Below are 23,830 nucleotides of genomic sequence, written 5' to 3' on the forward strand. Positions count from 1 at the left end.
TTAGATAGCATACAATTGCTATATTGTATACATGATAAACAATTCTGCTAAAGACAATTCTTCAGGGATCGCTTCTGATATCCTGGACACAGTTTCAAGGATCCTTAATAAAGCAGCTGCCATTGAAAAAGAACCAGTTGATATTGGTCATGGTGTCCTTCTATACGCATCTGAAGTGCATCTGATAGATATGGCAGGGCGTTATCCGGAAGCAGGTATTTCCCAAATAGCAGCCAGACTTGGTATCACTAAAGGCGCTGTTTCCCAGACAGCAAAGAAACTCGAAGAGAAAGGTTATATTGAGCGTGCTAACCGGGAAGGGGATAAGAAATCTGTAGTCATCAGGCTGACAGAACGCGGGAAGGACGTTTTTTACTGGCATTCAGCTTATCACGAAATGGTCAATCAGGATATGGTCGGGCAAGTATCAAAACTATCCCACAGAGATATTGAAAATGTTTTTTCAATTCTTATGCAAATGGAACGTATGCTTGACAATTGCCCCGCAGTAAGAAAAAAATTAGCCGGCAGTTCGTGCTGGAGAACTCCGGAGCATCCAGATGAGGACCGTTCTCAAAGTATTATCTGAAAGGCCGATAAATATAGCTATCCTAAACAGGAAAAGGGTTGGGTCTTTGACTCATGACACCTCTGGTTTTGGTACCTTTTCTACCAGCACTTTATCTATCCTATTGCCATCCATATCCACCACTTCATAGCGCAGCCCTTTGAATTCTATGTGTTCTCCTGTAATTGGTATTCTCTGTAAGACATACATGATGAATCCGGCAATGGTCCTGTAATATCCTTCTTCTTCCTCCGGAAAAGTATCTACGGATAGAATATCCTTTAGTTTTTCAATGGATGTATCTCCATCTATTAGCCACGAGCCATCTTCTCTTACCACAACAGGTGTTTCCAATGGTTCTCCAATAGTTCGGACATCTCCCACAATCGCTTCGAGGATATCATGCAGAGTAATGATCCCCTGGATACTTCCGTACTCATCGGTGATCAGAGCAATATGCACTCCAAGCTCCTTGAACAATTCAAGGAGTTTCAGAACAGAGATGGCCTCGGGTACAAAGAGAGGGTTAGTTACATTAGTTCTTATATCAACTTCACCGGATTCCACTATTTTGGCCAGGATATCCTTTACGGATACCATGCCTACAATATTATCCAGGTCCCTTTCGTAAGCAGGAAAATAGGATCGGCCGCTCAGGATCATCTTCTGCAGGTTCTCATTGACCGTGTCGTTCAGGTCGAGAGCTATAATATCAGTACGATGTGTCATCAGTGATTCAACTCTGAGATCACCTATCTCAAGCACTCCTTCTATCATGCTCAACTCTGCTTCCTCAAATACTCCGGCTTCAGTGCCCTCTTCAAGCATGATCTTGATCTCTTCCTCTGTTACAGGTGGTCCATTGATCTTCTGGATCCTCAGTATCCGAAGCACGGCTTCGGTGGACATGCTAAGAATAATGACCAGCGGCTTTGCGACGGTTGAAAGGAAAAGCATGGTCCTTGCAACTTTAGAGGCAATAACTTCTGCTTTGTTGAGTGCGATCTGTTTTGGGACCAGCTCTCCAAAGATCAAGGTGAGGTAGGTTATTACCAGTACCACAAAAGTGATACTCACTGCATTGCTGTATGGTGCAAGAGCTGGAAAATCCCCTAGGTAGACTTCAAGACCTTTTGCTACAGTGGCTCCACCGAAAGCACCGGCAAGGATACCCACAAGAGTGATCCCTATCTGAATGGTCGAGAGGAATGGAGTTAATTTGCTAGCTAGCTCAAGTGCAGCTACTGCTCCGGTATCTCCTTCTTCTGCCAGTTGTTTAAGGCGTGTCCTTTTGGATGAAACAAGAGCAAATTCAGACATAGAAAAGATACCATTGAGTACGATCAAAACAATGATGATGACAATCTCAAATGTATAAGCCATTTTACAGGTATATAACAGGGTTATAATTTAAAGTTAATTCATTATTCCCTGGTAAAGGTATTTCTTATTTCTATGCCCGATCATAAGGCAAGGGCAATTCCTTGATTCCAGGTGGTCGTGATCTTTATTAAAGTTAGTATATCAGCTAAACTTAAATAGTTTAGTATCTATACTATTTTAGGAACTTCCTACTTAGTACTATTAGAACTAAAGGAGGACAAATGTCAGAATACTTGCTTGAGCCAATAGGTCCATCCGACCAGAAAGACGTAATAGATCTTTTCAATTACTACATAGAGCATAGCTTTGCAGCGTATCCGGAGCACAAAGTACCATATGAGTTCTTTGGCATGTTCCTGGATATGTGTAAAGATCATCCATCGGTCATGGTCAGGGATAATGAAGGCGTATGTGCGGGTTTTGGAATGCTTCGTCCTCATAATCCCATGCCGGCATTTTCTCATACTGCGGAGGTCACATATTTCATAAGGCCAGAGCTGACAGGTAAGGGTCTTGGTTCACAGATGCTGGAATATCTTGTGACAGAAGGGAAAAAGCGTGGAATTTCCAATGTTCTGGCAAGCATTTCCTCACTTAACGAAGGTAGTATCCGTTTCCATCAAAAGCATGGTTTCATCGAATGCGGCAGATTCAGGGAAGTCGCCAGGAAGAAAGGTATATTCTTCGATATTGTCTGGATGCAGAAGGACATTGGATAAAATGCTCTTCTGATCTTCCTTTTCATGCGGATCAATTGAAGTGATCGATACATTCAGTTACTACAAATCTATTTATGCTTATTTTACGAAATACCATTTGGAAATTTCAAAAGGGGAGGAAAGAGTACTGTTCTTTGCTTTTAGGCATTTTTATTTGGCACAGGTACTTTAATGGGTTGCATCTTCATATTTGCACAGCTGCCCATTTTTAAAAATATTTTAGGGGAAAGCTATGTTCAAAAACAGAAAAGATGCCGGGAAAAAGCTTGCAGTGGCAATAAAGAAATACAAGGACAATAATGTTCTGGTTCTGGCCATTCCAAGGGGTGGAGTAGAGGTAGGGTACCAGGTAGCTGAGTATTTGAATGCAGATTTTTCAATATTGATCTCAAGAAAACTGCCTTTTCCTGACGATCCTGAAGCAGGTTTTGGCGCCATAGCAGAGGATGGAAGCACTTTCATTTTCAATGATGCAGCTTTGTGGCTTTCCGGGGAACAGATCGATCATATAAAGCAGGAACAGATCAATGAAATAAAGAGAAGGATCGCTGTGTTAAGAAAAGGGGAAGACTTACCTCAAATGGCCGGAAGGACTGTCATACTGGTCGACGATGGCCTTGCAATGGGTTCTACCATGAGGGCTGCAATAATGCTTTGCAGAAATAGGAATGCAGGAAAGATAGTTGTTGCAGTCCCGGTTGCCGGAAGGAGGGTTGCTGACGAGATGGTACGGATGGCAGATGAGCTCGTAGTCCTGGAAACGCCTCGGAATTTCATGGCTGTTGCACAGGTCTATGAACACTGGTATGATGTTTCTGATGTTGAAGTACTGGATATTATGCAAAGGAGTAAAAAGTAACTGTATGCTACAATGCTACAGTTCCAATGCTGCACAGAGCGGCCCTTCAGCTGAACTCTTGTTCCTGTCTGCTTTTTTCAATTTTCATGAGCCTGAGGGAAAGGAGAACAACGATGTAGATGATAGCAGCTGCAACCAGAAATGACATTGCTTTGAGTTGGGTGTACAGCACTCCTCCTGCAAGAAGTCCGATTATGCTTGCCAAACTACTGGCGCTCATAGCAAATCCCTGCACAGAGCCTTGGTAGGTCTTTCCTGCCAACTTGGAGAGCATGGACAGGACACAGGGCCACATTATCCCGTTACCGAGTGCGAAAAAGACAGCCGCCAGATATAAAAGGAATATATTTCCGGGAACTATCAGGATGAACTGTAGTCCAAGGACGAACCCTCCGGCTACTATCAGCACTGATTCGGCATAGTGGGTGGTGAGTTTCCCAAGAACTGGTCCCTGAACGAATGCCATCATAGCACTGAGCACAGAAAAATAAATGCCTAACTCAGCAGGGCTCCATTCCAGAGCAGTGGCAGCAAAGACGGGAAAGGCTGTATAATATATGTTGAAACCCAGAAAGATGAGGAAATAAAGGACCATCATAAACGGGATATATTCGAGCTTGAAAACTTCACTGAATGTTATTTTTTTCCCTCCTTCTGCCTGATAACATTCCTTGTGCTCCTGTCCTAGTAGCTTGCTGATGCTTTTAGTCTTCGGATACTCTTCAATGGCGCAGTTATGTGATTCAGGAAGGAACAAGATGATTATTAATGTGCCAGCAACTGATATCAACAGAGCTGCAGAAACCGGGATAAGTTCTCCGTAGATAGTTGCTCCCAGAACCCCTGCAAGAGCAGGGCCGCAAACGTATCCAAGGTTAGAGGCCACCGACATCCTGCCATAGTTCTTGTTTCTCTCCTCTTCGCTAGTCAGGTCTGCAAGATATGCGTTCGCAACTGATACGTTTCCTCCTGTAATACCATCAAGTGCCCTGGCAAAGAAAAGTGCCAGTAAAGGAAGTGTGATGGTGAAGGCTCCGAGAATATCAGATTCCACTTTTTTAAAAGTGATCACTGGAAGGAATAGGGCAATTAGGAAAATGATCCACGCAATGAGGGTGCCGATCTGGCTTAAAAGCAGTATCTTCCTTCTCCCGTAAAGATCAGACCATCTTCCCAGGATGGGAGCTCCTATCAGTTGAAATGCGGGGTAGGTGGAGCCTAGCAGGCCATAGATCAGTGCATTTCCCCCGTAATCTGTAACCAGGAATACAAGAAAAGTTAGGATGATCCCGAACCCCAAGGTCCCGATGAATGTAACAGTATACAACGGAAAAAGCTCCTTCCCATCTTTCCGGGGATTTTCAGAAGCTAGTGTCATCCATAGAACAATATGTCCATCATAGTTTTAAAAATGATCCCCAAGGGCAAACCGACATCAAGTCCACAGCAAGAAATTAATAACCAGGGAACAGATAGGAAACGTATCTTCTATATAGGGGGTTGAATTGTGAACGTGATAATTGTTGGAGGACCTGCTGGCAGCGGCAAGACAACAACTATCCTGAAGCTGTCAAAGAGATTCAGCGACGCCGGACAAAGGATCGGTGTCATTGTACAGGAAACAGGCGATGTGGATTATGATGAAGGTACCCTGCATGAAATGGGAATTAAAAAGAAAGACATCGAAAGTGTGTGTATTCCATGTTCCCTTGATGCGGACATCATCAACAACATACAGGCTTTGCAAGAAGAGTTCAGGCCGGACCTGGTGTTCATCGAGGCAGAGGAAACCGTGCTTCCTGTCAGGATAAAGGCCGATCTGCAGCGAATGCCACTGGAAAACTTGCAAATAGCTCCTATGATCACTATGGTCGATGCTAAAGAGTTCCCCTTGGAGATCCCATTGTTGTTAAGATATGCAAGGATACAGGTCGAAGAGACCGATATCATCTGTCTGAACAAAGCGGATATGGCAGATAACGAGCGTACTTCGCGACTAAAGACCATGTTCAAGTATCTGAATTCAAAGGCTACTATACTTGAAATGAATGCAAAGGAAGGCACAGGGATCTCTGAATTGATCGATTCTCTTGGATCAAACTAATACCTGAAGATGTGATCTAACATGATAATTATCGTACATACTACTACAGCGAACATGGATGAAGCTAAAAGTATCGCTAATGTCCTCGTTAAAAAAGGGTTTGCTGCATGTGTCAACATGCATCCTATAACTTCTGTCTATAAATGGAAAGGGAATGTTGAAGAAGAAGGAGAGGTAGAGCTCTCCATCAAGACAACTTCTGAAATGCTGGAAAAAGTAAAAAATACTGTCAACTCTATGCACAGTTATGAACTTCCTGCCCTCATATGGTGGCCTGTGGATGGAGAAGATAAGTATGCCCAGTGGATCATCGAGTGTGTGAGAAAAAAATGAAAAGGAGAAAATATTTCCATGTTTATTTTGGAATACTTTCTTCCTGGTTCTTTATGTAAAGGGTGCGTGTCGGGAAAGGTATTTCGATACCCTCCTTCTCGAACTCTTCTGCTATCCGGCTGTTGATCATATCTATTAGTCTTATCCTGTCAGAAGGGCTTTTGATCCACATGTACAGTCCAAAATCGAGGCTCGAATCCCCATACTCGTTAAACCTAACTGAAGGCTCCGGATATTTGAGTACGAGGTCGTTACTCTTTATTATATCGTAAAAAACACTTCTTACCTTCTCCACATCAGAACCATATGCAACGCCCATGGTCATCTTCACCAACATGTTCGATTGCGGTGAAGTGTAGTTGATGATCTTGCTATTGGCTATTATTTTGTTGGGTATGATTATCATGTTATTGTACAGGTTCATTATCCTTGTACTCCTTATCCCAACTTCATGTACAATACCTACCTCTCCACTATCCAGTTCGATCCTGTCTCCTCTTTTGAAAGGCTGATCAAAGTATATGGAGATACCACCAAAAAGCTGTGCAATGGAATCCTGTGCTGCAAACGCCACAGCAATGCCTGCTATTCCAGCTGATGCGAACAGAGGAGTAACATTGATGTTCCAGATCAAATTAAGTACTGCTAAGGCCCCGATGAATATAAGCGCGATATTTGCAATCCCTTTTAAAAGGGGAAGCAACTCATCATCTATCTGAGTTTCTGTTTTATGTGTCAGGTGTGGAAATACCTTCTCAAACAGGATCTTATTTATCTTAATTAAAGTGATTACCCAGATCACACACAATAAGGTAAGGCCTATGTCATCAAGTATTACAATGTAGGTAGTTGTAAGGTCAGTATAATGCAAAGATAAGAACATGCCAATGATAATAACGGTCAAATACAGTGGTTTCCTTAATACGCCTACAATGAGATCATCAAATTCCAATTTTGTTCTGGATGCGTAAAATAGGAACACTCTCTTAAAGAGGAAATCAACTATTGTAGCAATTACAATCGATAAGAATAGTATCAATAGGGAGATCGCAAGACGCGACTCAAACGATCCTGCCGGGGTTCCCAGTAAATCGTTCAGATAAAGAGAGGCCGTATCGTTCATTATAGCATGTTCCTATACTTGGTTCTATATTCTATTTAAATGACTTTAAGATCCGTTAGTCTCTCAGGCAGATATCTGTCGGTCACGAAATCCAGGCCCTTGCCGGCAAATGCCTGCTGTTCGGCCTTTTTGTTGATCTCAAGCTGCAGGTTGATCTGCTCTCTCCAGTAGTCTGTAGCAAAACGCGGGTCGCTTAGTTCACTTCTAAGGGCACTTACGTCTTTTTCTGTCAGTTTATCGGTGGATAGTTCATATTCCACAATGTCTGAGGGCTGAACTCCTACGAACATTGCTCCTGGTGTTGCCATGTGTTCTGAAAGATGCGCACTTTTAATGGCCCCATATGCCACGGACGCGAAAATGCGGTATGACCAGGGATCACCATCAGTGAACACCACTACAGGCAGGGACAATTCTTCGTTCATACGTTTTATGATGCGTCTGGTGGACCTTGCAGGCTGGCCTTTGAGATGCACAAGTATCGCGTTGTATTTTTCATCGAACCCGTTCTCAATAAGCCTGGCGTACATACCACCAGTCTCGATGGCTATTATGAAATCAGCATCATGGTCAAGGAACTCTATGTTCTCCACATTGAACGGTATCTGATAACCACTTTCTCCGATGTCTTCCTGGCAATGGATCGTTCTGTCTCCTCTCTTTGTCTCTTCCCGTATCCTTATAGGGCCGAACATCGTAGCCCCATCCTCTTCGGGCCGCATGTGGAAATATTCCCTCTGCAATCCGGTAATTATCTCCAGGTCCTCTATGAGCCGGTCACTTTCGGGCTGTTCCCGGAACTTGGCGATATCCCAGTTCTCGGAGATATAATACAATTCTCTTAATGTGGAACCACGGTTCTGAGCAATGTGGTTCTTTACCAGGAAATCTACGGTATGCACTGCCTTGAGAAGCTGGAAAGCTCCCTTTACGGTCTTTGCACTGCGTTCGCTTTCCCGGTCGCCATATACCCAGACCTCTGAGTCATCATTGTACTCGATATTGTTCTTGGTCCTGGTTGGCAGGCTCACAGACGGCACTTCTCCATCCAGGAACTGCTTATAAATTGTATCTGTCAGTCCATAAAGGCGGCTGCTAGCAAGTTCATCGTGTTCTTTTTTCTGTTGTGATATTTCCCTGGCCATTCAAACCAGCCCCTTGATAGCTTTTGCACCCGTTACGAGCTCTTCGTCAAGTCCTTCCACGATCACTTCAGGGAACTTCATAGCTTCTACATCGGATAGTGTATCCACTACATAGCTTATGGCCTTTGAGGAGCCAGTGGAAACTGATATCTTCCATACGTAATCAAAATCATTGCCCATGGATATTACCTTGGGTTCAGGTGTCGTTTCTCTTATTTTGAAGGGAACCATTTCGTGGACAGTACACTCTACGGTCTTACCTGAGAAATTCTTGAGCATTATGGAGACCCTTGCGCTATCATCGGCGTTGCGGCTTATCTTTCTGCTCACAAGCAAGTTACCCATGATCCTCGCAACAACAGGATTTATGTCCGGCACATCTCTGTCCAGTGTTTCCGCAAGCTTCTTTGCCATTTTGGGAAGCACTTTGGTAATTATTATCTCTTTCTCTCTGCGCTTTTTCAGATTTTCCTGCCGGTTCATATACATGTTAAGCTTACGGCCGACTTCCTTTATCGCCAGCTCGATCTCAGCTTTTATTTCAGGAATATCGGCTATAGCATCCTTTGACTCAGAGGTGAACGGTACATTTGTTGATGCGACATGGACCAGTATAGCGACAGGTCCGGTGGGCAGTCCTCCTCCTGGCTGATTAAGGCCGTACTGTTTCCATTTAATGGATTCTATGGCATGCGTGGTGACGCATCCGCCTTGCTGGTATAACAAGGGCACCCTGTTGGCAAAGCGCAGGATGTCCACACGGTCTTCTTTCTGCAGATCGCCTCCGTAGGCCATTCCTACTTCCACAAGGAAAGGATTTCCGGAATAGACCGATGGTGTCCGGCTGGTAGTTGCAATAAAGTCCACATTGAACTCCTTTTCCAGGCCTTTGTAGATCAGGTTATCGCCTATAGGGGAAAGACAGTCGGTGGGAGGGGCCATGATCTTCACCTTGCCGAAGGCTTCAAGCAGTTTCTTTGCCTGGTTCCTGTTGATCTCATGGGGGTCCATTTCTCCGTCAAGACCAGAAGCCTTGCAGATCTCTTCTGCTGTAAGGTGGCCTATCTTTGAAAAGGAATATCGCAGGAAAGGTGTCAGTTTTTGTCTTTCAGTATATCTGAGCATCTTCATGAGCGTTCCCAGTTCTATTCCATGTGGGTGAGGAAGGATTTCCTTTGCAGCTTCCGGTATCTTGTCTGTTGCCCTTTCGAACAGGATCTCATTTTTATCCGGTTCTATTAGCTTTATACGTGCGTGAGGATTTACAATGGCCGTTGACCTCAGATACTCGGTCACGGACTGTCTTCTCCCTTTAACATAAGAGGCTTCCATCTCCAGCTCGATGCGTGTTCCATGATGCCGGTCCCAGTCAAGTACTTCTTCCTTCAGGATCTCCGGTTCATTGGTACTTGTGTTGATCATTAGCTCATAGTAGTGCGCAGGTTTTCCCTGTCCGATCTTTGAGATGATTCTTGTGGGGTGCCCTGAGGTCAATTGAGAGTAGAGCACAGATGCGGATATGCCTATACCCTGCTGTCCTCTGCTTTGTTTCAGAGCATGGAACCTCGATCCATAAAGCAGCTTTGCAAAAACCTTAGGTATTTGCTCCTTTACTATTCCAGGTCCGTTGTCCTCAACAATGATCACTAAGCTGTCTTTGTCCGACCTTTCCACTTGTACGAGGATGTCTGGAAGGATCTCAGCCTCCTCACAGGCGTCCAGGGAGTTATCCACAGCTTCTTTTATAGTGGTGATAAGGCTACGGGGAGCTGAGTCAAATCCAAGTATCTGCCTGTTCTTCTCGAAGAATTCGGCTACACTTATTGATTTCTGATTTTTTGCAAGTTCTTCTGCAATTGGGATTTCCATGTACTATCATCCTTAGTTAAGCATGTCAGCTAAAGCCGCTTCTTATATAAAAAGCACGCTATATAAATATGCTGCGCCTTAATTATTTTAGCTCGGCACCAACTATGGTCTGTGTAGCCGTAACAAACTCGTTCTCTCTGATGTCATCGACTATATTGTTCAATCTGCTGAGGTCTTCGACATCCACAATTACGACAAAGTCGTATTCTCCGAAAACATGATAAATGTCCTTGATACCTTCAATATTTTGCAATTCTGTATAAGCTGCCCTCTCTTTTCCAGGCAGCACATTTACCATTGTGACTCCGATCACCATTCTTTCACCACACTTTAGACGGATGCAATCTATTTATTATTTTATGCTTTTCTCATTTATCTCCGTCTGTTTTTCTAATATCTATATAAAAAGTTTTGTCTGCAATCTGTTAAATTATATAGTAAAATTTATATACAATTATCTCCCATTGTATAACGATGAGCGGGTACAGATTCTTTTATAACAACCCCCACTCCCCAGCCCGCTCATTCTCCACTCCATGTCTTAATTTTTATAGGCGCCTGTATCCACCATCTCTTAGTATCATTGTTGTTGTGGTCAATTTTTGCCTGATTTTACATCATAATGATGAGCATAATAATAAAGTATATATATCATTAATACCTACCTTTTATCGAGCGGGATTCTCCTCTTTCTTACAATAACCCCCACTCCCCACCCCGCTCATACTCCACTTTTTATTTCCAAAGATGTTTTTCTCATTATAGAGTATCCAAATATCTTATGATTCAGTGATTAGAAATCAAATAATGTCTTCTGCGGCTTTTTTATCATTCCGTTCGTTTTCTCTTTTTCCTTAGCAGGTTCATTATTGCCGTTCTTTTCTTCCAAAGTCTTCTCTTTATTGTTTATCATATCAGCAAGTCTTGTTTGCTTCTGATCTTCATTGTTCGTTTGTTTTTCCTTCACCTTGAAAAAAGTAACTTCTGTTTCTCCCTTCTCTTTTCTTAGCTCCTGTGCATCATCATAGATCTTCTGAAGTTTTTTAGTTACTTTCGACGCACCTGTCAAAAAGACCAGTTCATCAAGGTCCAGTCCCAGCTCAGCCACCACTGCAGGGGCATATTCCTGGTCCTCAAGCAATATGCTATACATGAATGCTATGTCTGTGCCTGCGTAACGCATTGATTCATGGCAGTGATCAGCTATCTTTGCTGCAATGTTATTGCGCATGTTCCTTCTAGCTTTCAGCTGTCCCATACGACGCCACAAAGAAGGTGGGTTGAACTTCACAAAACCACGTTTCGGCTGAGACTTTGATACGACCGTTCCACAGGTCATAAGCACGCTTGCATAACGCCACATAAGGTAGTTCTGTCTTTTTTGTACTCTTCCAAGAAACAGGTCTGCACGGGATATATACTCATATCCGCTTCGGATCGGGTCTGTGATCATTCCCTCATCCTTGCCAGCATATTGTATCGGGAGATTCTCATCGATCCAGTGGATGAGATCTTCAGGACTTTCGTCAAGGTTGTATGTTGTTTCAAGGGCTGTTTTTGCATCAGTTCCCTTAAATATCCTTTCCATTACCTTGAATATGGATTCTTTGTTATCTCTTTCCGCAGTAGCAATGTCTTCTATGTTGATCTCATTTCTGCCCATGGCAACTGCCTGCAGGTCGTTAATGGCACTGCGCATATCACCATCTGCATTCTCTGCGATCTTCTCTATAATGCCTACACCACACATAAGGCCCTCTTTCTGAGCTACCTGCTTCAGGGCCGGTATCATAGAACGTGCCTGAAGTGCATTGAATTTGATCTCCAGGATATTCGATCTGACAGACGATGGAATTCCATAAGCATCGTTAGCTATCAATACAATAGGCTGACCGGTTGATCTGATTATATCCCCTATTGCCTTTGCACCACCACGATCGCTTGTCCCATGCATGTTATCGGCTTCATCCAGCACGATAAGCCTTTTGGAATCCATACCCCCCAATGTGCTCATTCTGGAAGCTGAACCTGCGACCCTTTCGATGACATCGGCTGTGCGCTGGTCGCTGGCATTGAGTTCGATAACTTCCCATTCCATATCCATTGCAAGAGCATGGGCTGTGGATGTCTTTCCGACACCTGCCGGACCGTGGAGCAACACTGCCTTTTGTTCGGGCATGCCGTTCAGCCACTTCTCAGCCCATGATCTCAGTTGTCCGGTTGCAGCTGAATTTCCCACGACATCAGCAAGGCTTTTTGGCCTGTATTTTTCAGCCCATTCTTTCGGTGTGGTCATTGCATCATATCCAATAGAGGGAAACTATTAATGTTTTCACCCCTTTGTTGGTTTTGCTTGATATTAATAACTGTAGGTACATGACATGTCGCTCCTGACCACGCCGGACCTTGTGGATATTATTCGGAAAAAAGCCATTCAGAACCGGGCAAAAGTAGCCATTGGCATCAGGGATCCCACCAAAAAGATCATCTCAAGTGCAGAGGAAGCAAATGATAAAGGGTTCGCGGAAGTTATATTGGTAGGTGACCAGCGGGAGATAGGGTCTTTAGGTACTTCTCTTGAGGTAGTGGGAACCGATGAACCAGAAAAAGTGATGGTGGACCTTTTAGCCTCCGGTCATGTGGATGCTGCTGTAAGGGGTACGGCCCGGGCTTCTGAAACACTCTCCTATCTTAAAAAGACCCTCGGGATGGACAAACTCCATCGTGTGGCTTTGCTTACAACGGCTGATGGTACTCCTTTTTTTATTGCTCCGGTAGGTATAGACGAAGGTGAGGACCTCGCCGACAAAATGGAATTCGCACGGCTTGGGTCGGAACACATACGCCGTTTTGGTATAGAGCCCCTGCTGGGAATACTTTCCGGAGGCAGGATGGGTGATCTGGGACGCAACAGCAGGGTGGACCGTACGTTGGCAGATGGGGAGTTCATGGTCAATCAATTGAACAAAATGGGGATCAAAGCAAAGCATTATACTATTCTTATTGAAGATGCTATCAAAGAAGCCAATTTCCTCATTGCTCCGGATGGCATCTCTGGCAATCTGATCTTCCGTACACTTGTCTTTTTGGGATGTGGCGATGGCATGGGAGCACCGATCTTGATGGACAAGTATGTTTTTGTGGATACTTCAAGGGTTGGAGGTCATTACGCCAAAGCGATCATGGTTGCGGGTGCACTTGCTAATATGAACAAAAGCAAAGGGTGAAATTATGAAAGCAGTACTAATAGAAGCCGATACCATCTCTTCTGCATGGTCACGGTTGATATACGAGATATACAAGAATGGTGAGGATCACAAACCAGATTACAGTACGGGGACTCGCAGGCTGCATGCTACTGTTGTCATTAATGATGTTAATACAGATCAAGTGAACTCCTTTGTTCCCTTTGGGGAGAATCTCATTAAGAAATATAAGGAGGAGCTTACCGAGGAATATGCTGATTGGTATGTATCACTTCCGGACGATGATCGCAGGAAGTTCGATTACTGTTATGCAAAACAGCTTTTCCGTTATGGTGAAACAGCTTATGATACTCTTTCAGAGAATGTGAAGAACCTTCGGGTCGGTTCCAGAAGACATGTTGGTGTGCTGTGGGAGAACGAAGTTCACATCCCCAAGTTCGAGGACCAGCCCTGTTGGATCGCTTACAAGCTGGAGCTGCTAAATGAAACTGATGTCAGGCTATATATCCTGTATCGCTCATGGGATGCTTTCGGTGGATTCCCTGCAAATCTGCCAGCTATTGTGGAAGGTTTCAAGAAAGTGTTTCGGGAAAATGATATGCCTTACAGGATAGAGTCATTGATGGCCACTGGCTGGGATACTCATATCTATGAGGCTGATCTGCAGGCCGTGGAAAAGATATTCAAAACAGCGGAGCTTTGTCCCAGGTGTGGTAACATAGCCGCAAAACATGCTTTCATATCCACCACGAAAGGCAGGGTTTGTCTGCAATGTAAGTCCAGGATGTGAAAAGTCCCGGGTACTTTTCAATTCCGGCTTCAATTCTTGCAGGCAATGGTTTCGGATCTCTGGATCCTTCTCTTTCGCTTTTTAAACCCAAAATATATATCTAGTATTAGCACCTAGACATATATATTATTAAAAATATATTAGAGACGGTGTGATGAAAAGATTAACTATCAGCATGTCCGATGCTCTTTTTGATAAACTGGATCAGGTGGAGAACAAGAGCTTATTTATAAGGAAGCTTATTGAGGGTGAACTGCGCAAAGGTATCACTTATTCTTCAGATGCTACTTATGAGGGCCTGGCAGGAGACATAGAGGATCTGCATCACGAGATACGATCTCTCTCTTCCAGATTGGCATCAATTGAAGATCAAATTGCTGATGTGAAGACAAACACCTTCCTCACAAAAGACAAGTTTGAGTCGGATAAGGCTGTCAGTCATCAAATTCCTTCCCTGCCCTCCTCGGAAGATGTGGGTGGAACAACCATTGTTCAAACCACTGTTGTGGGTAGTCACTCAATGACCAACGGGCTTAATGGGGTTCCAGATAAGGATCAGGACTATGTTCCCGCTAATATCCCGGATATTCAGGTCAACCTGTGTGCACAGGATAGTGATAAACTTCTGCCCGTTCATACTGATGAAATGCACAATATGCCATTCCGTAGTGTTGTGAATGTGGGGGCACACAAAGAATCTGTTTGTCCTATACCTGAAACACCTGTGAATTCAATGACAATAACTCCTGGCACGGGTGATCAGCCCCAAGAATCTTTCTCGGTTCAAGCAGACGATCCATCTTCACCGTCCTTCATTATGCCTGATCTTTCAGACATTGCTACTCCTGTTCCCGTTCCTTCAAATGTAGCTTCTTCTGAGCCTTCATTTCCTTCCTCTCCTTCGTTCTTGATGCCTGAACTTTCAGACATTGCTACTCCTGTTTCCGGTCCTTCAAATGTAGCTTCCTCTGAGCCTTCATTTCCTTCCTCTCCTTCGTTCTTGATGCCTGAACTTTCAGACATTGCTACTCCTGTTTCCGTTCCTTCAAATGTAGCTTCTTCTGGGCCTTCATTTCCTTCCTCTCCTCTGTTTGTGATGCCTGAACTTTCAGATGGTGCAGGGCATTCAAATGCATCTCCATTTGAGATGCCTCCTGCCATGCCTGTACATGCCTCAGGAAATGATGTTCAAATGCCTCCATTTGCTGCAGCAGGTCCTTCAGCCTCAGGGATACAAATGCAGCCCATACCTCCCTTTGGATCAGGTGCCGTCCAAAATCCTGTCCAGAAAAATGACAGCTTTAAAGTGAGCTCAAGCAGTATGCCCATGAATGAGCGGCTTCAAGGGAACATCCTTATGTACCTGCCACATGGTGCACGGATAAAAAGGTCCATCATCAAAGGACTTGTGTCCAAGAAGTTCAGTGCAGAAGAAATCGATGCCGAGATAAATCTCATGATATCAGATCGTTCTTTACAGGTAGAAGTGGAAGATGGGGTAGAATATCTGCTGAGACCTTGATGCATCCGGTTATGTGCTTCCATTTCCATAAGCACGGTCGCCAGAACGTCCTGAGCCAGCGCATTGGATACATACTACTTTTTCATGATTAAAGCATCGGGAACATACATTCCGTCCGCAAAAATGGCAAGTGTACATTTTTCCGGCCATGCCGCATATGTTGCAGATACCTGTCATTTCCATTATTTATCTCCAAAAGTCCAGAACAGATCTTTTTGATCGATAGTGTATGAAAAAATATAAGTGTGCAGGTTGTTTCTGCACATCATTCGAAGATAGCACCTTTGCTTGCAGAGCTGACATATTTCCTGTATCTTGCAAGATAGCCGGTGATCTTCTTCTCCGGGGGTTTGAAATGTGCTTTTCTCTTTGCCAGCTCTTCCTCAGATACTTTCAGATCCAGTTTGCGCGCCTGGATATCGATCTCAATGATATCCCCCTCCTTTACCAGGGCAATAGGGCCACCTTCCTGGGCTTCCGGAGATACATGGCCTATACATGGGCCACGGGTGCCGCCAGAGAACCTGCCATCAGTAACAAGAGCTACTGATTCTATGAGTCCCATTCCTGCGATCGCCGATGTGGGGGAGAGCATTTCCCTCATTCCTGGCCCACCTTTTGGTCCCTCATAGCGGATAACAACAACATCACCGGATTTTATTTTTCCAGCCATGATGGCTTCCATGGCAGCCTCTTCACTGTCAAAGACCTTTGCAGGGCCGCTGTGCCTGAGCATCTTTGGGCTGACTGCGGCCTGTTTGACCACAGAGCCATCTGGTGCAAGGCTTCCCTTGAGTACTGCGATCCCTCCCTCTTCGTGGAAGGGTGAGTCAAGTGTCTTAATGACCTGTGCATTCATCCTGGGGTTAAGGACCACAAAACTTTCCAGGTTCTCACCAACGGTTTTCCCTGTGACTGTCATCTGATCAAGGTGCAGTTTTGTGCTAAGCTTCTGCATTATGGCCTGTATCCCTCCTGCCCTGTCAAAGTCCAGCATATAGTTGATCCCACCGGGCTTCAGGGATGTAATGTGAGGGGTGGTGCGGCTAAGCTTATCAAAAGTATCCAATGTGAGCTGCAGTCCGAAGGCATGAGCAATGGCAGGCAAGTGCAGTGTGGTGTTCGTACTTCCACCAATCGCCATATCCACCATGATAGCGTTCTCAAAGGCTTCCATGGTGACTATCTTTCGGGCGGTGAGCCCTTCCTTTACCATGGCAACGATACGCTCGCCTGAGGTCTTGGCAAGACGTGTCTTCTTTGCATCCACTGCGTGTGCTGTGGCGCAACCTGGAAGGCTCAGCCCAAGGGCTTCGGTCATACATGCCATGGTGTTGGCGGTATACATGCCTGCACATGAGCCGGCTCCTGAACAGGCACATTCTTCCAGTTGCTGGAGCTTATCATCTGCCATCTTCTCAGAGCGGCATGCGCCAACTCCCTCAAAGACAGATATAAGGTCTCTGTATTCATCATCAACGAACCCTGGCATCATAGGACCACCCGTCACTACAATGGTAGGTATATCCAGCCGGCCGGCAGCCATGAGGTGTCCGGGTGTGATCTTGTCACATGCTGTTATCATGACCATCGCGTCCAGCTGGTGCCCCTGGAGCACGAGTTCAATGGAATCTTCAATAGCTTCGCGGCTTGGAAGGGAATATTTCATTCCTTCATGGCCCATTGCGATCCCATCACATATCCCTATGGTGTGAAATTCAAAAGGAACGCCGCCTGCACTACGAATGCCAGCCTTCACTGCTTCTGATAACTTGTCCAGGTGAATGTGTCCCGGTATCAGTTCTGTCCATGAGTTGACCACAGCAATGAAGGGTCTTTCCATTTCTGCATCTGTCAGACCTGTTGCCCTGAGCAGGGAACGGTTGGGTGCACGCTCTATTCCTTTCTTGGTCTTATCGCTTCTCATATGATAACCTCATGGTCTTGGATTCTAAAGCTATTAAGGTTATGTGCAAGATATATAAATAGGCAACCAGGTTTATGCATAGTAGTTCATCTGTTGGCACAGAGCTTCAGCTGAGCATCTGACGAGGAAAAATGAAAGCGCTTATCATTGATGGTTATGTGGACGAACCAGCCTGTTTTGGTGTTCCTCCTTATATTTCTCCTTATATCAGGTACCTTGCAGGGGCAATGCGGGAGCAGGGTATTCATATGCAGGACATTTTCTATTCTGCTATAGACAGCATAAGGCTCAACCCCAAGGTCCATGAGAAGATCATCAGGGAAGCAGATCTTGTTGTGATCATTGCCGGAATGACCGTACCGGGAAAGTACCTCCGTTCCACACCTGTCAGCTTAGAAGAATTGCATGTCCTCAGCCGCACTGCAACAGGTAAGGTGGTACTGGGCGGCCCTATCAGATTAGGTTTCAGTTCAGAGGGTGGCAAGAGGGCATCCAGTTTATCAGGACTGGAAAATGCCTATTGTTGCGGAGCTGATGTAGAAGCATTCGTGTATGATCTGTTAAGGGATGCGAAGTTAGAAGACCCAGTAAATGTAAATGAGCGTTTCAGGTTCGTGCAGGAGATCGGCAGATGGGCGAAAAAAGGGGCTTTCATAATCAGGCAACATCCAGATTTTCCTAATGTTATGTGCGAGCTTGAAACTTACAGAGGATGCGGACGCAGAAAACATTGTTCTTTCTGTACTGAACCTTTCTATGGGAGTCCAGACCATAGGCCTGTAGACGATGTGATCGCGGAAGTCCAGGCTCTCTATGAAGAAGGTGCACGGTATTTCCGTATTGGGCGGCAGCCTGATCTGCTATCGTATCAGGCAAAGGACAGGGGAGGTGACTTACCCGTTCCTGATCCCATGGCAATTGGATCTCTTTACAGGGGAATACGTGCTGCAGCTCCCGGCCTGCAGGTATTGCACATGGATAATGCCAATCCTGCAACAATAGCTGCTTTTCCTGATGAAAGTAAGGAGATACTTACTACTATAGTTAAATACCACACTTCCGGAGATGTGGCTGCTATGGGTATGGAAAGTGCTGATCCTGAAGTGATCAGAAGAAATGGCCTCAAGGTAATGCCAGATGAGATGCTAAGTGCTATAGAGCTTATTAACGAAATTGGAGCAAAAAGAGGAGCTAATGGAATGCCTGAACTTCTTCCTGGTCTCAATTTCGTGCATGGGCTGATGGGAGAAACAAAAGAAACTTTCAGACTCAATTATGATTTCCTTAAAAAGGTGCTTGATTCTGAATTATTGCTTCGTCGCATCAATATCAGGCAGGTTATCGCTTTTGAGGGGACTCCAATGTTCGGAAATGATGCTGCAGTTGCCAGGCATAAGAAAGAATTCCTGCGTTATAAAGAGAAGGTCAGAAAGGACATCGATCTTCCCATGTTACGAAAAGTGGTGCCGGCAGGAACGATCCTGCGAAATGTACTACTTGAAGTAAACGACGGAAATACAACTTTCGGACGTCAGATGGGTTCCTATCCTTTACTTATTGGTATTCCGGCAAAAAGGGCAACAGGGCATTATACGGACGTAACGGTAATTGATCACGGCTTCCGTTCTGTAACCGCAATACCATACCCTCTTGATGTAAACAATGCAGAACTGGAACTCTTGCAAAGAGTTCCTGGCATGGGCAAAGCAATGGCAGCAAATATCTTCATAGAAAGGCCTTATAAAAACACTCGGGAACTCATGGATAAAACAGGTGTTAAATCAGATATTCTGAGATATATTGAGATATAAGCTCCTGATCTATTTGAACATGCGCTTGATATAATCAGTATCTTTTATTATTTTCAGGCTCACGAATCCGCCCACTGCCAGGTTCATGTAGAATGTTATCGCTCTCCATGCCACAACAACAATTCCTATAAGCGACGAGCCTACAAAGAAAGAGAAAAGTGTCGAAGCGCCGAGTTCAGCCACTCCCCCTGCACCCGGGGTGATCGATACTACCATTATGACCATCAGGATCACCTGGGAAGCATAGGCTACGAGGGGCTGAAACTGCTGGTTCAATCCAACCAGGAGTACTGGGAGTACTGCAAAGTCCAAAGCCCACACTATAACGGTACATCCCATGCCTAAAAACAGACCTTTCCGTCCATCTTTTATGAATATTGCAACACTGTCGTGTAAGTGTTCCAGTTCTGTATCAACACGCTCCAGGACACAGGGTAACATGGTTTCTGTCCCTTTTCCAAATAAGCGGCTAAAACGATGAACAAGGAAATACATGACCTTACGGGTTTTTTTTGGTTTCCAAAGTCCATAGATCAATATTGAGAATAGGCATAAAAGAACTATTTCTCCTATCATAAGGGCAGTGTCGATGCTTGTGTTCGCACCGGCACTTGTCAGGAACCCTCTCATCACATACAAAGAAAGGGGAACAAGCGATATTATCAGAAGTGCATCCATCAGCCGTTCTCCAAGGATCACAGCAGTTGCCTTGCCAAGGGGGATAGATCTTCTGTTTAACAGGTGGACACGTAAAGGTTCCCCTGCTACCGCTGCAGGAGTGATGGCTGCTACAAACATGCTTGAAGTGACGATCTTGGTCGCTTCCTTTATACCAATGTCATATCCTAAAGCCCCACACATCGTTTTGATCCGGATGCCTTGCATAAATAAAGAAAATATGTGTAATAGCACAGCCAGAATTATGTATTCAGTTTTGATCTGAACGATAGCTTCCAGAGTGCTGGCATCAAAAGTTAATGCTATTACCAAGGCCCCTGAGATAAGGCTGATGAGAAGTGATATTGCAATCCATTTTTTTAATTTGTTCATATTTGCACAGCTTAAGGGCAGGAACAAAAAAGATATCAGGAGCGACTGACAATATTCTCCTTGACGCTCACTCCTTCCTTTATTGTTTGTTTTGGCCAGATCTTTACATTTGAATGTATTGTAGCTCCACTTCCTACTACCACATCGGGCCCTATCACAGTTCCGTTTTCCAGGCTGCAGTTGTTACCTACTGTTGTGCGGTTATCGATGATGCTACCCGATACATTTGTGTTCTTTCCGATGGTCACGTCATTGAAAATATAGGATGATAATATCCTGCTGTCATCGTCTATCGTACAATTGGAACCAATGGTAGTATATGGCCCGATGAGTACGTTATCCCCAATAACTGTGTTCTCACCTATGATGATAGGTCCCACAATCGCTGAATTAGAGCCTACGGATACATTGTGACCAAGGTGTAAGGGACCATTGATGCGGGCGTCCTTGGTGGTAAAGCGCCCTTCTATAATTGTTCCCGGCATTCCTGCCAGCATCCAGCGTTGTGCCTGTCTGTAGGCAGCAGGACTTCCGACATCTGTCCAATTTCCTCTGGCAAGCACTCCATTGATCTTTTCCCCATTTTTAAGGAGCTTGGGGAACAGGTCACGGGCAAAATCATATGCCTGTTTTTCAGGTATCATGTCTAAGATATCAGGGTCGCACATGTAGATACCGGTACTTGCAAGATTACTGAATATTTCACCGGGGCCCGGTTTTTCCAGAAAACGGTGTATCCTGTTGTTCACATCCATATCTGCGATACCGAATTCACTCGGATCATCGATAGAGAGGAGCGCAATTGTAACTTTAGCATTCATCCGTTCATGGAATCTGTATAACTCCCTTAGGTTAAGATTTAGCACATGGTCGCCACCAAGTACAATGAACGGTTCCCCTTTCAGATATTTTTCAGCGTTCTTCACACCGCCTGCAGTACCGAGTTTTTCATCCTCGTATACATAATTGATATTCACGCCATATATCCGCCCGTCTCCGAGCTGTTCTTCTATTTTCTCGGCCATATATCCAAGGGTAATGACTATGTCATTGAATCCCTCGTTTGCCAGGTGTTCAATAAGATGAACTACTGAAGGCTTGTTGAGTATAGGAATGCTCGGTTTAGGCCGTTCGAATGTCAAAGGACGCAGCCTGGTCCCCTCTCCGCCACACATGATGCATGCTTTCATACATTTTAGGATGTCCTTTTTTACATATATGTTTGCCGGAAATGTTCAACGTTATATTGTTCCCTTGTCAAAGCAGTTCAATGCCACTCACATCCTGCACGACTATTTCCAGCTCACCCTGATACTCCTGGACCTCACCGGTCACCCGCACTTTGTTATTTTCACCGATAATAGAAGCTATCTCCTTAGCTCCTTTATCCCTGGAAACAAAGACTTTTATGGTCTCTGAACCATGCTCCACATCTATCAGCAAATGATCGCCGGTATTCGTAAAACGCTCGGATGCCACGATGCCTTCAAGATATACCATCTCTCCAGGTCTGGAAGAGGTACTAAGTTCCTGTATCTGTGCTACATCCTGATAAAAGGTCACATAAGCTATGGATAGTGACAAAAGCACCATCATTAGCAAAACTATCATTACTTTCTCTTCTCTCTCTATTTCTGACACCTTCCATAAGCATTTTATTAAGTAGTCTCAATAAAAACACATTTCATACAACTATAAATATTTAAATCTGTTGTACACAAGGTGTCTGAAAAAGGAGAAGTCAGTAAATTTTATTGTTACTTACTAGCCTTCTCTATAGAAACCACTTCAATATCGAATGTCAGATTCTTACCGGCAAGTGGGGAGTTAAAGTCAAGTGTTACATTATTATCCGTAATGTCTACAATGGTTGCAACTCCCATTAATGTCCCTACCTGTTTACCTATTTCAGGCACTATACTGTTATTTTCAAGATCGGATCTTGGTACCGGGACCAGATATTCTTCTTTATACTCTCCATAGGCTTCATCAGGCGAAAGTTTTAATGTTTTCTTTTCACCTATGGTCATGTTAAGTACCCCGTTATCAAAACCGCTGATCATTTGTCCTGCTCCGACAACAAATGACAGGGGTTCATAATTTCTTGTGGAGTTTGCATCGTATAGTCCTGCTTCCTTTGCAACATCAGGCAAAGACGTGTCAAAAACAGTGCCGTTGTCGTATTTTCCTACATAGTTAACGCTGATGTTGTCGCCTTTTTCTACTATCTCTTGCTGGCCATTATCTGCACAGCCACTTGAAAAGGCTATGATCGATAATATAAGAAGTAAACAGATTTTCTTCATTCTTTCACCTCAACCATATTTGGGAAAAGGACGAGTTTATGTGATAAAAAGGTGTTGAGATTTATGCCATGGTAATTTTATCACAGTCTTTATGTTTTGTAAACTTAGATCGCAGGAAACAATAAAATATATAGAGCATAGAGTAATTTTAAACGGAAATTGTCTTTGAAGAAGGATAACCATGAAGGCTATTTTTTTTCAGTTGTTATTAATATCCATCATTTTTGTAATGGTCGTTGCAGGATGCTACGTTTTTCTGCCAGAAGGCCAGAGGAAGCGGTTTGCAGGGATAAAGGACATCAAGGATCAAATTATATCTCCTCATGTCTATCCGTATCTCATCCTTGCGGGATTCATATATCTGCTCATGAAATCGCAGGTTATTTTTTCAATGCAATCCAAGATGATCTATTTTCCACAATTGGCGCAATATATCTTGCTTCTGGAAGGCAGTAAGGTAAGCTATTTCCAGATGGTGATCGATCCCGTACTGACATATATAAGCGCTTTCATCTACCTATGCGGTTTCTCATATCTGCTGGTATTTACTTTTCTTTTGCTCATAATTACCAAGCAGTATAAAGTTCTACAGGAATATTCGATCGCTTTTATCCTTACATACCTTGTAGCTTTTCCATTTTATATATTCACACCTGTCAAGGTGACAGGATATTCTCTTCCTAATGTAATGCCATTATTGTATGATCTCGATCCCATCGTTAGGGAAGGATTGGCTGTAGTAGACCCCCTTCAGGACAATTGTTTTCCGAGTCTGCATGCTGCTCTGTCTATAATGGCGATGCTTATAATCGTGTTCAGGACCGATTTCAAAAGATTCAAGATATTCGCAGTAGCACTGACCCTGACCATCCAGTTCACCATATTTTATTTAGGCATACACTGGATCACGGATTTTATAGCAGGTATGGTTCTGGGTTGTTTCAGCTATTATGTTGCCACGAGGTATGGTCAGCACATTGCCAGTCGCATTCCGTTGTTAGGCAACAATAAGTGAGATAAAATTACATATCTGAAGAAAATGCTACTAAAAGCTACCATATAATATCTTTAAAAAATGCTGGCAACCATATCCCTCCAAAAGGTTTATGGTTGCT

22 protein-coding genes are annotated in these 23,830 nt (G+C 44.1%); 10 read left to right on the forward strand and 12 right to left on the reverse strand.

Features of this window, described 5'->3' with window-relative positions; genetic code table 11:
* The first annotated feature begins 31 nt into the window (after positions 1 to 31).
* Entirely contained in the window at positions 32 to 589 is a 558-nt protein-coding gene (locus A4E24_RS06970) for a MarR family winged helix-turn-helix transcriptional regulator (protein ID WP_292352563.1), read from the forward strand.
* A 51-nt stretch (positions 590 to 640) separates the two neighbouring features.
* Here A4E24_RS06970 and A4E24_RS06975 read toward each other — a convergent pair whose 3' ends face one another.
* The gene (locus A4E24_RS06975) at positions 641 to 1,951 is read right to left on the reverse strand and encodes a hemolysin family protein (RefSeq protein WP_292352564.1); all 1,311 of its coding nucleotides are present in this window, start codon (positions 1,949 to 1,951) and stop codon (positions 641 to 643) included.
* A gap of 221 nt (positions 1,952 to 2,172) precedes the next feature.
* On the opposite strand from A4E24_RS06975, the gene A4E24_RS06980 reads away from it, so the two are divergent.
* Together A4E24_RS06980 and A4E24_RS06985 are read left to right on the forward strand one after the other, a co-directional pair.
* Positions 2,173 to 2,670, forward strand: coding sequence for a GNAT family N-acetyltransferase (locus tag A4E24_RS06980; protein WP_292352565.1), 498 nt, complete (start codon positions 2,173 to 2,175; stop codon positions 2,668 to 2,670).
* Between the two features lie 232 nt (positions 2,671 to 2,902).
* Positions 2,903 to 3,529: a phosphoribosyltransferase gene (locus tag A4E24_RS06985; RefSeq protein ID WP_292352566.1), complete on the forward strand. Its 627-nt coding sequence runs from the start codon at positions 2,903 to 2,905 to the stop codon at positions 3,527 to 3,529.
* Positions 3,530 to 3,575: 46 nt separating this feature from the next.
* Here the strand turns inward: A4E24_RS06985 and A4E24_RS06990 are convergent, their stop codons facing one another.
* Positions 3,576 to 4,907 (reverse strand): MFS transporter, encoded by a 1,332-nt coding sequence (locus tag A4E24_RS06990; protein WP_292352567.1) that lies wholly within the window; start codon positions 4,905 to 4,907, stop codon positions 3,576 to 3,578.
* 129 nt (positions 4,908 to 5,036) lie between these two features.
* Here A4E24_RS06990 and A4E24_RS06995 point away from each other — a divergent pair, with 129 nt between their 5' ends.
* Together A4E24_RS06995 and cutA are read left to right on the forward strand one after the other, a co-directional pair.
* Positions 5,037 to 5,633, forward strand: a complete 597-nt coding sequence (locus tag A4E24_RS06995; RefSeq protein WP_292352568.1) for a GTP-binding protein — start codon at positions 5,037 to 5,039, stop codon at positions 5,631 to 5,633.
* 21 nt (positions 5,634 to 5,654) lie between these two features.
* Positions 5,655 to 5,966: a divalent-cation tolerance protein CutA gene (gene cutA / locus A4E24_RS07000; RefSeq protein WP_292352569.1), complete on the forward strand. Its 312-nt coding sequence runs from the start codon at positions 5,655 to 5,657 to the stop codon at positions 5,964 to 5,966.
* Positions 5,967 to 5,988: 22 nt separating this feature from the next.
* On the opposite strand, the gene A4E24_RS07005 is transcribed toward cutA, so the two are convergent.
* The 5 genes from A4E24_RS07005 to A4E24_RS07025 form a co-directional block, all read right to left on the reverse strand.
* Positions 5,989 to 7,089: a mechanosensitive ion channel family protein gene (locus tag A4E24_RS07005; protein WP_292352570.1), complete on the reverse strand. Its 1,101-nt coding sequence runs from the start codon at positions 7,087 to 7,089 to the stop codon at positions 5,989 to 5,991.
* Between the two features lie 35 nt (positions 7,090 to 7,124).
* A complete protein-coding gene (locus tag A4E24_RS07010; RefSeq protein ID WP_292352571.1) occupies positions 7,125 to 8,234 on the reverse strand; it encodes a DNA topoisomerase IV subunit A in 1,110 nt (369 codons plus the stop codon).
* Complete coding sequence (locus A4E24_RS07015; RefSeq protein ID WP_292352572.1) at positions 8,235 to 10,103, reverse strand: DNA topoisomerase VI subunit B; 1,869 nt, start codon at positions 10,101 to 10,103, stop codon at positions 8,235 to 8,237.
* Between the two features lie 82 nt (positions 10,104 to 10,185).
* The gene (locus tag A4E24_RS07020; RefSeq protein WP_292352573.1) at positions 10,186 to 10,419 is read right to left on the reverse strand and encodes an Lrp/AsnC ligand binding domain-containing protein; all 234 of its coding nucleotides are present in this window, start codon (positions 10,417 to 10,419) and stop codon (positions 10,186 to 10,188) included.
* Positions 10,420 to 10,896: 477 nt separating this feature from the next.
* A complete protein-coding gene (locus A4E24_RS07025; RefSeq protein WP_292352574.1) occupies positions 10,897 to 12,399 on the reverse strand; it encodes a replication factor C large subunit in 1,503 nt (500 codons plus the stop codon).
* Positions 12,400 to 12,484: 85 nt separating this feature from the next.
* On the opposite strand from A4E24_RS07025, the gene mtxX reads away from it, so the two are divergent.
* The 3 genes from mtxX to A4E24_RS07040 all read left to right on the forward strand — a co-directional run bounded on the left by mtxX (position 12,485) and on the right by A4E24_RS07040 (position 15,621).
* Entirely contained in the window at positions 12,485 to 13,330 is an 846-nt protein-coding gene (gene mtxX, locus A4E24_RS07030; RefSeq protein ID WP_292352575.1) for a methanogenesis marker protein Mmp4/MtxX, read from the forward strand.
* A 4-nt stretch (positions 13,331 to 13,334) separates the two neighbouring features.
* Positions 13,335 to 14,099, forward strand: a complete 765-nt coding sequence (locus tag A4E24_RS07035) for a thymidylate synthase (protein ID WP_292352576.1) — start codon at positions 13,335 to 13,337, stop codon at positions 14,097 to 14,099.
* Positions 14,100 to 14,253: 154 nt separating this feature from the next.
* Complete coding sequence (locus A4E24_RS07040; protein WP_292352577.1) at positions 14,254 to 15,621, forward strand: CopG family ribbon-helix-helix protein; 1,368 nt, start codon at positions 14,254 to 14,256, stop codon at positions 15,619 to 15,621.
* 265 nt (positions 15,622 to 15,886) lie between these two features.
* On the opposite strand, the gene ilvD is transcribed toward A4E24_RS07040, so the two are convergent.
* Positions 15,887 to 17,548, reverse strand: coding sequence for a dihydroxy-acid dehydratase (gene ilvD, locus A4E24_RS07045; protein WP_292352578.1), 1,662 nt, complete (start codon positions 17,546 to 17,548; stop codon positions 15,887 to 15,889).
* A gap of 131 nt (positions 17,549 to 17,679) precedes the next feature.
* Between ilvD and A4E24_RS07050 the strand changes: the two genes are divergently transcribed.
* Positions 17,680 to 19,359: a radical SAM protein gene (locus A4E24_RS07050; protein WP_292352579.1), complete on the forward strand. Its 1,680-nt coding sequence runs from the start codon at positions 17,680 to 17,682 to the stop codon at positions 19,357 to 19,359.
* Positions 19,360 to 19,368: 9 nt separating this feature from the next.
* On the opposite strand, the gene A4E24_RS07055 is transcribed toward A4E24_RS07050, so the two are convergent.
* The 4 genes from A4E24_RS07055 to A4E24_RS07070 form a co-directional block, all read right to left on the reverse strand.
* Complete coding sequence (locus A4E24_RS07055; RefSeq protein ID WP_292352580.1) at positions 19,369 to 20,409, reverse strand: flippase-like domain-containing protein; 1,041 nt, start codon at positions 20,407 to 20,409, stop codon at positions 19,369 to 19,371.
* Between the two features lie 35 nt (positions 20,410 to 20,444).
* The gene (locus tag A4E24_RS07060; protein WP_292352581.1) at positions 20,445 to 21,599 is read right to left on the reverse strand and encodes an NDP-sugar synthase; all 1,155 of its coding nucleotides are present in this window, start codon (positions 21,597 to 21,599) and stop codon (positions 20,445 to 20,447) included.
* Positions 21,600 to 21,666: 67 nt separating this feature from the next.
* The gene (locus A4E24_RS07065) at positions 21,667 to 22,050 is read right to left on the reverse strand and encodes an OB-fold nucleic acid binding domain-containing protein (RefSeq protein ID WP_292352582.1); all 384 of its coding nucleotides are present in this window, start codon (positions 22,048 to 22,050) and stop codon (positions 21,667 to 21,669) included.
* A gap of 116 nt (positions 22,051 to 22,166) precedes the next feature.
* A complete protein-coding gene (locus A4E24_RS07070; RefSeq protein WP_292352583.1) occupies positions 22,167 to 22,715 on the reverse strand; it encodes a peptidylprolyl isomerase in 549 nt (182 codons plus the stop codon).
* Between the two features lie 181 nt (positions 22,716 to 22,896).
* Between A4E24_RS07070 and A4E24_RS07075 the strand changes: the two genes are divergently transcribed.
* Positions 22,897 to 23,730: a phosphatase PAP2 family protein gene (locus A4E24_RS07075; RefSeq protein WP_292352584.1), complete on the forward strand. Its 834-nt coding sequence runs from the start codon at positions 22,897 to 22,899 to the stop codon at positions 23,728 to 23,730.
* Positions 23,731 to 23,830 lie beyond the last annotated feature (100 nt).

The sequence above is a fragment of the Methanomethylovorans sp. PtaU1.Bin093 genome (assembly GCF_002067275.1).
In the GTDB taxonomy this organism is placed as follows: Archaea; Halobacteriota; Methanosarcinia; order Methanosarcinales; family Methanosarcinaceae; genus Methanomethylovorans.

What these genes read in the sequence shown, in the direction of transcription:
- A4E24_RS06970 (WP_292352563.1), top strand. Translation starts at nt 32, where the DNA reads ATGATAAACAATTCTGCTAAAGACAATTCTTCAGGGATCGCTTCTGAT.
- A4E24_RS07075 (WP_292352584.1), top strand. Translation starts at nt 22,897, where the DNA reads ATGAAGGCTATTTTTTTTCAGTTGTTATTAATATCCATCATTTTTGTA.
- A4E24_RS07060 (WP_292352581.1), bottom strand. Translation starts at nt 21,599, where the DNA reads ATGAAAGCATGCATCATGTGTGGCGGAGAGGGGACCAGGCTGCGTCCT.
- A4E24_RS07050 (WP_292352579.1), top strand. Translation starts at nt 17,680, where the DNA reads ATGAAAGCGCTTATCATTGATGGTTATGTGGACGAACCAGCCTGTTTT.
- A4E24_RS07035 (WP_292352576.1), top strand. Translation starts at nt 13,335, where the DNA reads ATGAAAGCAGTACTAATAGAAGCCGATACCATCTCTTCTGCATGGTCA.
- A4E24_RS07020 (WP_292352573.1), bottom strand. Translation starts at nt 10,419, where the DNA reads ATGGTGATCGGAGTCACAATGGTAAATGTGCTGCCTGGAAAAGAGAGG.
- A4E24_RS07015 (WP_292352572.1), bottom strand. Translation starts at nt 10,103, where the DNA reads ATGGAAATCCCAATTGCAGAAGAACTTGCAAAAAATCAGAAATCAATA.
- A4E24_RS07005 (WP_292352570.1), bottom strand. Translation starts at nt 7,089, where the DNA reads ATGAACGATACGGCCTCTCTTTATCTGAACGATTTACTGGGAACCCCG.
- A4E24_RS07040 (WP_292352577.1), top strand. Translation starts at nt 14,254, where the DNA reads ATGAAAAGATTAACTATCAGCATGTCCGATGCTCTTTTTGATAAACTG.
- A4E24_RS07025 (WP_292352574.1), bottom strand. Translation starts at nt 12,399, where the DNA reads ATGACCACACCGAAAGAATGGGCTGAAAAATACAGGCCAAAAAGCCTT.
- A4E24_RS07010 (WP_292352571.1), bottom strand. Translation starts at nt 8,234, where the DNA reads ATGGCCAGGGAAATATCACAACAGAAAAAAGAACACGATGAACTTGCT.
- A4E24_RS06980 (WP_292352565.1), top strand. Translation starts at nt 2,173, where the DNA reads ATGTCAGAATACTTGCTTGAGCCAATAGGTCCATCCGACCAGAAAGAC.
- mtxX (WP_292352575.1), top strand. Translation starts at nt 12,485, where the DNA reads ATGTCGCTCCTGACCACGCCGGACCTTGTGGATATTATTCGGAAAAAA.
- A4E24_RS07070 (WP_292352583.1), bottom strand. Translation starts at nt 22,715, where the DNA reads ATGAAGAAAATCTGTTTACTTCTTATATTATCGATCATAGCCTTTTCA.
- A4E24_RS07055 (WP_292352580.1), bottom strand. Translation starts at nt 20,409, where the DNA reads ATGAACAAATTAAAAAAATGGATTGCAATATCACTTCTCATCAGCCTT.
- A4E24_RS06985 (WP_292352566.1), top strand. Translation starts at nt 2,903, where the DNA reads ATGTTCAAAAACAGAAAAGATGCCGGGAAAAAGCTTGCAGTGGCAATA.
- cutA (WP_292352569.1), top strand. Translation starts at nt 5,655, where the DNA reads ATGATAATTATCGTACATACTACTACAGCGAACATGGATGAAGCTAAA.
- A4E24_RS06975 (WP_292352564.1), bottom strand. Translation starts at nt 1,951, where the DNA reads ATGGCTTATACATTTGAGATTGTCATCATCATTGTTTTGATCGTACTC.
- A4E24_RS06990 (WP_292352567.1), bottom strand. Translation starts at nt 4,907, where the DNA reads ATGACACTAGCTTCTGAAAATCCCCGGAAAGATGGGAAGGAGCTTTTT.
- ilvD (WP_292352578.1), bottom strand. Translation starts at nt 17,548, where the DNA reads ATGAGAAGCGATAAGACCAAGAAAGGAATAGAGCGTGCACCCAACCGT.